Genomic DNA, 8,407 nt, shown 5'->3' on the forward strand with positions numbered 1-8,407 from the left:
CAGGCAAGACGCCCACACAATTCACCTGCGCACACTGTCAAAGATCGTTTCGCCGAACCGGTCTTTTCAACCGGTTCCCAAGGACGTTTCGTCCGAGGTGAGCCGCCCATTCTACATCGCTTTCAGAGTCCGTCAACACCCCATTTCACATTCTCGAAGGGGTCCCGGCGGTCCGTCTTGCGACGTTGGGCGACTGCGGGCCGCGAATAATACGAAACGTGAAGTTTTTGGCAAGCGGTTGTTGCGAAGAAATTTCACGTTGTGCGCCAATCCACTGACGCACAACGGAATTTATTTTCAGGGCACGACCAGCCGAACCCGGGCAAAGTTGCGTTTGCCTACCTGCAGGACCCCCTCGAAGCCGGGCTCGAAAACGCGCTGCGCGTCTTCGACCACTTCGGCGTCGATGCGCACCGCGCGTTCCTTCAATTTGCGGCCCGCTTCGGAGTTGCTGGCGGTGAGGCCGGCGGCAGTGAGCAAGGCGCCCAGGCGAAGTCCTTCGGCGGGCACCACGATGTCCGACAACGGCAGCAGTGAGGTATCGCCCTCCCCGCGCACCACGGCGTGCCAGCCGGCGATGGCCTGGTCGGCGGCGGCCGTGTCGTGGAAACGGGCGGCGAGCTCGCGCGCCAGCCTGAGCTTGGCATCGCGCGGGTTCAGTGCGCCGCTGGCGATGTCCGCCTTCATCACGGCGATATCGTTTAGGCTGGTTTCGAAGCTCAGCAGCTCAAACCAGCGCCACAGGATGTCATCGTCGATCTTCAGCGTCTTGGTGACGATGTCGATGGCAGGCTCATTGATGCCGATGTAGTTGCCCAGCGACTTGGACATCTTCTGCACGCCATCGATGCCTTCAAGCAGCGGCATCGTAAGCACGACCTGCGGCGGCTGGCCGTAGTGTTCCTGCAGGCCGCGGCCCATCAGCAGGTTGAAGGTCTGGTCGGTACCGCCAAGCTCCACATCGGCCTTCAGGGCGACGGAGTCGTATCCCTGCACCAACGGGTACAGGAATTCATGGATAGCGATGGGCTGTTGCGCCGCATAGCGCTTGGCGAAGTCGTCGCGCTCGAGCATGCGTGCGACGGTGAGCTGCGATGACAACCGGATCAGGTCGGCCGCGTCCATCTTGCCGAACCACTCGGAATTGAAGCGAAGCTCGGTGCGCTGGCGATCGAGCACCTTGTACACCTGCTCGGCGTAGGTGTCGGCATTGGCCAGCACGTCTTCGCGGGTAAGCGGCTTGCGGGTGACGTTCTTTCCCGTCGGATCGCCAATCATGCCGGTGAAGTCGCCGATCAGGAAAATCACCTGGTGCCCCAGGTCCTGGAACTGCCGCATCTTGTTCAGCAGCACGGTATGACCCAGGTGCAAATCGGGCGCCGTGGGATCGAAGCCGGCCTTCACGCGCAGCGGGCGGCCGGTCTTCAGCCTCGCCTCGAGCTCTTCGCGCTTGATGATGTCGGCGGCACCGCGGCCGATGGCGGCCAGCGCCTGGTCGATCTCGTTCATCTTCTTCCTCAAATTTTCGAACGGCGGCCGTCACCCAAGTGAACGTCCGGTTAAGTGGATGTTAACCAAAAAAGCGTTGCAAATGCTTGATCGAAAAGGCGTTGACGCGCTTCTCACAAGGCCGTTATGGTACGCGACAATCTTGTTGCAGCGGAATTCCGGGGCATGGCCGAAACGAAACGGATCGCGCACGCAGTGCGCCGCCAAGCGATCCGCCGTAAGGCGCAGCGTCGGCACTCCCATTTCTACGATCGTTGCGCGCATTGGACGTTCAATCGCGACGCCTCGCACCAGCCGCTGAAATGGCATCGCGAACGCTGGATCCTCGGCGCCCTGGCCTTGCTGGTGGTGGTGCTTTCAGGATTGGTCATTCCGGCCTGGGCCGGTGCCATGCGCATCAATCCCGTGCCGGCGGTACATGCACTGCTTCCGCTCAGGCTCCCGACCGCCATCGACACGCCGGCGCCGCCCAAAGCCCTGAGCGAGGAATGGCGAAGCGTACAAGTACAACCGGGCCAGACGCTTTCGGATATTTTCCAGTCGCAGGGGCTTACCCTCACCGACCTGCAGCATGTGATGGATGCATCGGATAATTCCCGCGCACTGCACCACATCAGCGTGGGCCAGGAATTCCAGTTCCTGATCGACGATCACGACAAGCTCACCGGCATCCGCTTCGACCAGGATGAAAACAGCCGCGCCACCTTGCGCCTTGATGGCGACAAGCCGGTGCTTACCGCCGATGCGCGCGCGGTGGAAACACGCGAGCACATCGCCCACGGCGATATCGATGGTTCCCTGTTCGGTGCCGGCGCCAAGGCCGGCATGAGCAACGCGATGATCCTGAAGCTCGCCGAGGTCTTCAAATACGACATCGACTTCGTGCAGGACCTGCGCGTGGGCGACAGCTTCACGGTGATCTACGACGACGTGTACCGCGATGGCGGGTACCTGCGCGAAGGCGACATCGTCGCCGCGGAGTTCATCAACCAGGGCAAGCACTACACCGCGTACCGCTTCCGCAACAGTGACGGCAAGTTCGGTTACTACAGCCAGGAAGGCCGCCCGCTGCAGGGCTCGTTCCTGCGCATCCCGGTGGACTTCACCCGCATCTCCTCGCAGTTCAGCGCTGGCCGCCTGCATCCGATCCTGGGCACCATGCGCGCGCACAAGGGCGTGGACTACGCAGCCCCCACCGGCACGCCGATCCACGCCGCCGGCGATGGCGTGGTGAAGTTCAAGGGGTGGATGAATGGCTACGGCAACTTCGTGGTGATCCAGCACAACGGCACCATCAGCACCGCTTACGGCCACATGTCGCGCATCGCCAGCATCAAGGTGGGACAGCACGTGCAGCAGGGCAGCACGATCGGCTTCGTCGGCATGACCGGCCTTGCCACCGGCCCGCACCTTCATTACGAATTCCGCGTCAACAACGTGCAGCGCGACCCGCAAACGGTCACCCTGCCCAAGCCCGAGCCACTGCCGGGCGCGCAGCTGGCGAAGTTCCGCAGTGAAGTGGTGGCCCCGCAACTGGCCCGCATCAACGCGATCACCAACAACGTGAAGATGGCCAGCGCCGCGCACACCGGCGCCCGCGGCAGCGTCGAATAAGGGATTTATCTTGGGCGGTGCCGGCGAGCTCTACCTTGGCCTGATCTCCGGCACCAGCGCCGATGGCATCGATGCCGCGCTGGTTGCCTTCGACGGCGATGCGCCGTCACTGGTGCATGGCATCACCCATCCCTGGCCCGAGGATGTTCGTGCAAGCGTGCTGGCGCTCTCCCAGGGCGAGAAACACCTTGACCTGGATGCCTTCGGCCGGCTGGACGTCGCCATCGGCCATTGCTTCGCTGATGCAGCGAACGCTGTGCTGGCAGCCTCGGGCACCCATGCGTCGCAAGTGAAGGCCATCGGTTCGCACGGCCAGACATTGCGCCACCGCCCCGGCGGGGACTACCCGTTCACCCTGCAACTGGGCGACCCCACGGTGATAGCCGCCCACACCGGTATCGACACGGTGGCCGATTTCCGCCGCGCCGACGTCGCCGCCGGCGGCCAGGGCGCGCCATTGGTGCCGGCGCTGCATGCGGTCGTGCTGGGCAAACCCGGCGAAACCCACGTGGTGTTGAACCTGGGCGGCATCGCCAACATCACCGTGCTGGGTCCCGATGGAAGCGTCGTCGGCTTCGACACCGGCCCTGCCAGTGCGCTGATGGACGCCTGGTTCCGGCGCCACCATGGCGGCGCCTACGATGCCGGCGGTGCTTTTGCCGCCAGCGGCAAGGTGGACGATGCCCTGCTGGCCCGGCTACTGAGCGACCCATACTTCGACCTTCCCGCGCCAAAAAGCACAGGGCGGGAGTACTTCCACCTGGCGTGGCTCGATCCGCAGCTTGGCGCCCAGGCCGCGGCGGACGTGCAAGCCACACTGCTCGAACTCACCGCGCGCAGCATCGCCCAGGCCATCGGCCGCGATGCGCCGGCGGCAAGCCAGGTAACCGCCTGCGGCGGCGGTGTCCACAACGAGGTGCTGATGCAGCGCCTGGCGCAGCTGATGCCCACGCGGAAGGTCGCCAGCAGCGGCGAGGCAGGGATCGATCCGGATTTCGTCGAAGCCATGGCCTTCGCCTGGCTCGCGCGCCGTTATGAACTGAAGTTGCCGGGGAACCTGCCCGCAGTGACAGGGGCCCGCGGCCCACGGGTACTGGGCGCGCTGCACCGGGCACCGCGCGACTGATCAACCGCCGCCGGCGGCGACTTTCCTTTCGTCCTGCATGGCTGCACGGCAGAGCTCTTCGCGGGAGGCTGCGGCCAGGGCACACAGGGCTTCGTCGAAGGCGGCTTGCTCGCTGGCATCCCACGTACCGGCCAACCGGGCGATGTCACCGGGGACGACCAGCATGTCGTTGAAGGTGTCACCCGGACTCATGCCCAGGCCATAGCGGAGGGCATGCAGGATCACTTCGTTGATCGACCAGCGACGCTCGCGCGCAAGCGATTTGATCCGCTCGGCGGTGGCGTCGTCGATATGTCTTACTACGATATCCGGCACGTGCGGTTTCTCCGGCCCATGCCCCCTGTGACCCCGATTCTGCGTCAAGAACCGCCCCCTTGTCCAACCGCCCGGAAACCCCGGTCAGGAAGGGGAGGGCTCATCAACGACGGCAAGCCCCGGCAGTCGTTTCCACAGCCACGCCAGCACGAGCAAGGTCGGCACGATCGACACGGTGCTGAGGATGAACAACGCCGGATAGCCTGAATCGCGGACCAGGAACCCGGAAAAACCGCCGACCACCTTTCCAGGAAGGTTGGCAAGTGAACTGAGCAAGGCGTACTGCGTTGCGGTGAAGCTGCGGTTGACCAGCCCCGACATGAAAGCCACGAGCACCGGCCCGGCAAAACCCTGCGCGAAATTATCGCCCGACAGCGTGGCCACGAAACTCCAGGTCTGGCCCGGGAACGACGCCATCAGCAGGTAAAGCAGGTTCGACACCGATACGCCGATCGCCGCGACCACCAGCAGCTTGCGGATGTCCATGCGCGTCACCGCATAGCCGCCCAGGAGCGCGCCGACAATGCCGACGATCACGCCATAGACCTTCGACACCTCGGCGATCTGTGTCTTGGTGAAGCCGGCATCCAGGTAGAACGGATACGCCATCACGCCCAGCATCTGGTCCGGCAGCCGGAACAGGCCGACGAACACCAGCAGGCAGAAGGCCAGGCCCAGGCCGTAGCGCCGGAAAAAATCCCGGAAGGGCCCGATGAAACCCTCGCGCACCGCGGTGGCGATGTCCTGTCGTTCGCGCACGCGATGTTCAGGCTCGGGCACCACCAGGACCGTCACCAATGGCACCAGCAACACCAGCGCGATCACGGCATAGCCCATCTGCCAGCCAACGTTGTCGGCCAGCAACAGGATGCCCGCGCCACCGGCAATCAGGCCGCCGCGATAACCCAGCGTGTAGGTGGCGGCCAGCGCGCCTTGCGCCTCGCGCGGGGCGATCTCCACGCGGTAGGCATCGACCACGGTGTCGATGGTGGCGCCGGCGAAGGCCGCAAGCAGGGTGACCGCCATGAAGCGCGGCAGCGACATGTCCGGCGGCATGCAGGCCATGCCGATGAAACCGCCGGCCAGCAACACCAGCGCGAACAACAGCCATCCGCGCCTCTGGCCCAACCGGCAGAACAGCGGCAGGCGCAGGCGGTCCACCAGCGGCGCCCAGAGGAACTTGAAGTTATAGGTAAAGGTGACGAAGCTCGCCAGGCCGATCGCACCGTAGTCGATGCGCGATTCCTTCAGCCACGCCGACAGGCTGTTTCCCACCAGCAAAAACGGAATGCCCGAGGCAAAGCCAAAGAACAGCATGGTGATCGCGCCCGGCTGGGCGAAGGCCTCGCGAATGCCGGCAAGGCCCTTGTAACCGCGGGTGGTCACTTTACGTTGTAGTCCACGATGTAGGGCGCGTGGTCGGAGAATCGCTGGTCGCGGTAGATCGAGCAATCGCGCAAGGCGGCGCGCAGCGAGGGCGTCACCACCTGGTAGTCGATGCGCCACCCCACGTTGTTGGCCCGGGCCGCGCCGCGGTTGGACCACCAGGTGTATTCCACGGCGTCGGGCTTGAGTGCACGGAAGCTATCGACCCAGCCCCGGCCCTGGAACAGGGTATCGAGCCATGCACGTTCCTCGGGCAGGCAGCCTGAGTTCTTCTGGTTCGAACTCCAGTTCTTGATGTCGTTCTTCGTATGCACGATGTTCCAGTCGCCGCACAGCACGTAATCGCGGCCGGAAGCCAGCCATTCGTCCAGGATCGGCAGCAGCCATTCCATCACGCCGAACTTGTAGCCCTGGCGCAGGTCGCCGGAGCTACCGGACGGGATATAGAACGACACCACGCTCAGGTTGCCGTAGCGCGTCTCGATGTAGCGCCCTTCGCAATCGAAGTCTTCCCGCCCCAGGCTGGTAAGTACCGCGTCGGGCTCGCGCTTGGAATAAATGGCCACGCCGCTGTAGCCCTTCTTGCTGCGGGCGTCGTGGTAGAAGCTGTGGTGCCCGTCGGGACGGAACATCGGATCGGAGAGCTGGGCTTCCTGGGCCTTGGTCTCCTGCAGGCAGACGACATCGGCATTCTGTGTACGCAACCAGTCGAACACGCCCTTGGTGGCGGCCGAGCGGATGCCGTTGGCGTTCAGGGAAATGATGCGCAATGGACTGATCCGTGGTGACCTGCGCCCATCATAGCAATCGGCTGGCCGGGACCTCAGGCCCCGCGATAGCATGGGGTTCTTTGCCGCATGCGAGAACCGAAATGGAAGCCTACCAGCGCGATTTCCTCGACCTCACCCTCGAGCGCGAGGTGCTGCGCTTTGGTCGCTTCGAGCTGAAGTCCGGGCGCATCAGCCCGTATTTCTTCAACATGGGACGCATCGATTCAGGCGCTGCCCTCGCCCGCCTGGGATCGGCCTATGCGGCGGCGGCGCTGCGCGCCGGGGTCGGCTTCGACATGTTGTTCGGCCCGGCCTACAAGGGCATTGCGCTGGCCGCGGCCACCGCCATGGCGCTTGCCCTCGATCACGACCGCGATTTGCCCTGGGCTTATAACCGCAAGGAAGCCAAGGACCACGGCGAAGGTGGCCTGCTGGTGGGGGCGAAGCTCGAGGGCCGGGTGTTGATCGTGGACGACGTGATGACCGCCGGCACCGCCGTGCGTGAATCGCTGGACCTGATCCGAGACCAGGGCGCCACCCCGGCCGGCGTGTTGATCGCCATGGATCGCCAGGAGCGCGGCAAGGGCGAACGCTCCGCGGCGCAGGAAGTGGCCGCCGACCACGGCATCCCGGTGATCGCCATCGCCAGCCTCGCCGACGTCATGGCCCTGGCCTCCGAGCGGCCGGAGCTCGCCGCCCACCGTTCGGCGCTGGAGGAATACCGCAGGCAATACGGGGTGGTGTGACGCTTTCGGGCGGCTATACTCGCCCGCAGGAGGGAATTCATGCACCGATCGTTTCGTCTTGCCCTGTCGCTCGCGCTTTGCGCGGCGACCACGCTGGCATTTGCCCAGAAGGGCCCCTCGTTCCGCTTCAAGTGGAAGGACGGCGCCGGCCTGGCCCACTACAGCGACACGCTCACCACCGATGCCATGAAATACGGCTACGAAGTGGTGAACGATGCCGGCATGGTGGTGCAGCATGTCGACCGCCAGCTCACCCCCGAGGAACTTGCCGCCGCCAAGCGCGCGGCCGATGCCAAGGCGGTGCAGGATACCAATGCCCGGGCCCAGCGGCAGGCGGATGTGCAGATGCTCGCGGCCTACCCCGATGAAGCCACGTTCACCCAGGCCAAGCAGGCGGAAATGGATTCGCTCGACCAGACCATCCACACCACGCAGGGCAATCTTTCCAGCCAGGAAAAGGCCCTGACCGACCTCCTGCAGCGCGCAGGCGACCTGGAACGCGCCAACCAGCCGGTGCCGAAGGCCCTGAACGATCGCATCGCCGAACAGCGCACGATGGTGTCAGCCATCCGCAGCACGCTTGAGCGCCAGCAAGCCAACCGCGCCAACGCCCAGCTGAAGATGGAAGGCCAGGTGCGCCACTACCGCGAACTGCGCAAGGCCCAGCAGGAACAGAACCCGGCCGGGCAATAGGCCGCCTAGAACGGCAGCGCCAGCTTCGAATCAACCTTCCGCAGCTCCTTGCGGAACACCGCCTGGATACGCTCGAGCGCCTCGGCGTTGTCCGCGTCGAAGCGCAGCACCAGCACCGGCGTGGTGTTGGATGCCCGCACCAGGCCCCAGCCGTCGCTCCAGTCGACGCGCACGCCATCGATGGTAGTCAGGCGCGCATCGGGCCCGAAGTCGGCCTTCTCGCGGAAGGCTTCGACGAATCGGTGGTG

8 protein-coding genes and 1 pseudogene are annotated in these 8,407 nt (G+C 64.7%); 4 read left to right on the forward strand and 5 right to left on the reverse strand.

The features are described 5' to 3' along the window. Positions 1–297: 297 nt before the first annotated feature. Positions 298–1,509 (reverse strand): tyrosine--tRNA ligase, encoded by a 1,212-nt coding sequence (tyrS, locus tag VK519_RS04260; RefSeq protein ID WP_324347896.1) that lies wholly within the window; start codon positions 1,507–1,509, stop codon positions 298–300. Positions 1,510–1,674: 165 nt separating this feature from the next. Between tyrS and VK519_RS04265 the strand changes: the two genes are divergently transcribed. Next, on the forward strand, positions 1,675–3,123 hold the full coding sequence (locus VK519_RS04265; RefSeq protein ID WP_324347897.1) for an OapA family protein: 1,449 nt from the start codon (positions 1,675–1,677) through the stop codon (positions 3,121–3,123). A 10-nt stretch (positions 3,124–3,133) separates the two neighbouring features. After that, entirely contained in the window at positions 3,134–4,249 is a 1,116-nt protein-coding gene (locus tag VK519_RS04270; protein ID WP_324347898.1) for an anhydro-N-acetylmuramic acid kinase, read from the forward strand. Here the strand turns inward: VK519_RS04270 and VK519_RS04275 are convergent, their stop codons facing one another. The 3 genes from VK519_RS04275 to VK519_RS04285 all read right to left on the reverse strand — a co-directional run bounded on the left by VK519_RS04275 (position 4,250) and on the right by VK519_RS04285 (position 6,720). Next, positions 4,250–4,564, reverse strand: coding sequence for a ribbon-helix-helix domain-containing protein (locus VK519_RS04275; RefSeq protein WP_324347899.1), 315 nt, complete (start codon positions 4,562–4,564; stop codon positions 4,250–4,252). An 84-nt stretch (positions 4,565–4,648) separates the two neighbouring features. Beyond that, on the reverse strand, positions 4,649–5,950 hold the full coding sequence (locus VK519_RS04280; RefSeq protein WP_414692695.1) for an AmpG family muropeptide MFS transporter: 1,302 nt from the start codon (positions 5,948–5,950) through the stop codon (positions 4,649–4,651). Then, positions 5,947–6,720, reverse strand: coding sequence for an exodeoxyribonuclease III (locus VK519_RS04285; protein ID WP_324347900.1), 774 nt, complete (start codon positions 6,718–6,720; stop codon positions 5,947–5,949). Before VK519_RS04285 ends, VK519_RS04280 begins: the two co-directional genes overlap by 4 nt. Positions 6,721–6,821: 101 nt before the next feature. Between VK519_RS04285 and pyrE the strand changes: the two genes are divergently transcribed. Continuing rightward, positions 6,822–7,466, forward strand: a complete 645-nt coding sequence (gene pyrE, locus VK519_RS04290) for an orotate phosphoribosyltransferase (RefSeq protein WP_324347901.1) — start codon at positions 6,822–6,824, stop codon at positions 7,464–7,466. A 39-nt stretch (positions 7,467–7,505) separates the two neighbouring features. Then, positions 7,506–8,159 carry a DUF4124 domain-containing protein gene (locus VK519_RS04295; protein WP_324347902.1) on the forward strand — a complete coding sequence of 218 codons (654 nt, stop codon included), beginning with the start codon at positions 7,506–7,508 and terminating at the stop codon, positions 8,157–8,159. Between the two features lie 5 nt (positions 8,160–8,164). Here the strand turns inward: VK519_RS04295 and VK519_RS04300 are convergent. Next, positions 8,165–8,407, reverse strand: a pseudogene (locus VK519_RS04300) (phosphomannomutase/phosphoglucomutase); the annotation flags it as partial.

It is taken from the genome of Pinirhizobacter sp., assembly GCF_035317885.1.
GTDB lineage: Bacteria > Pseudomonadota > Gammaproteobacteria > Xanthomonadales > Rhodanobacteraceae > Pinirhizobacter.

Coding starts and splice junctions, on each gene's coding strand:
- VK519_RS04265 (WP_324347897.1), top strand. CDS start 1,675: ATGGCCGAAACGAAACGGATCGCGCACGCAGTGCGCCGCCAAGCGATC.
- tyrS (WP_324347896.1), bottom strand. CDS start 1,509: ATGAACGAGATCGACCAGGCGCTGGCCGCCATCGGCCGCGGTGCCGCC.
- pyrE (WP_324347901.1), top strand. CDS start 6,822: ATGGAAGCCTACCAGCGCGATTTCCTCGACCTCACCCTCGAGCGCGAG.
- VK519_RS04295 (WP_324347902.1), top strand. CDS start 7,506: ATGCACCGATCGTTTCGTCTTGCCCTGTCGCTCGCGCTTTGCGCGGCG.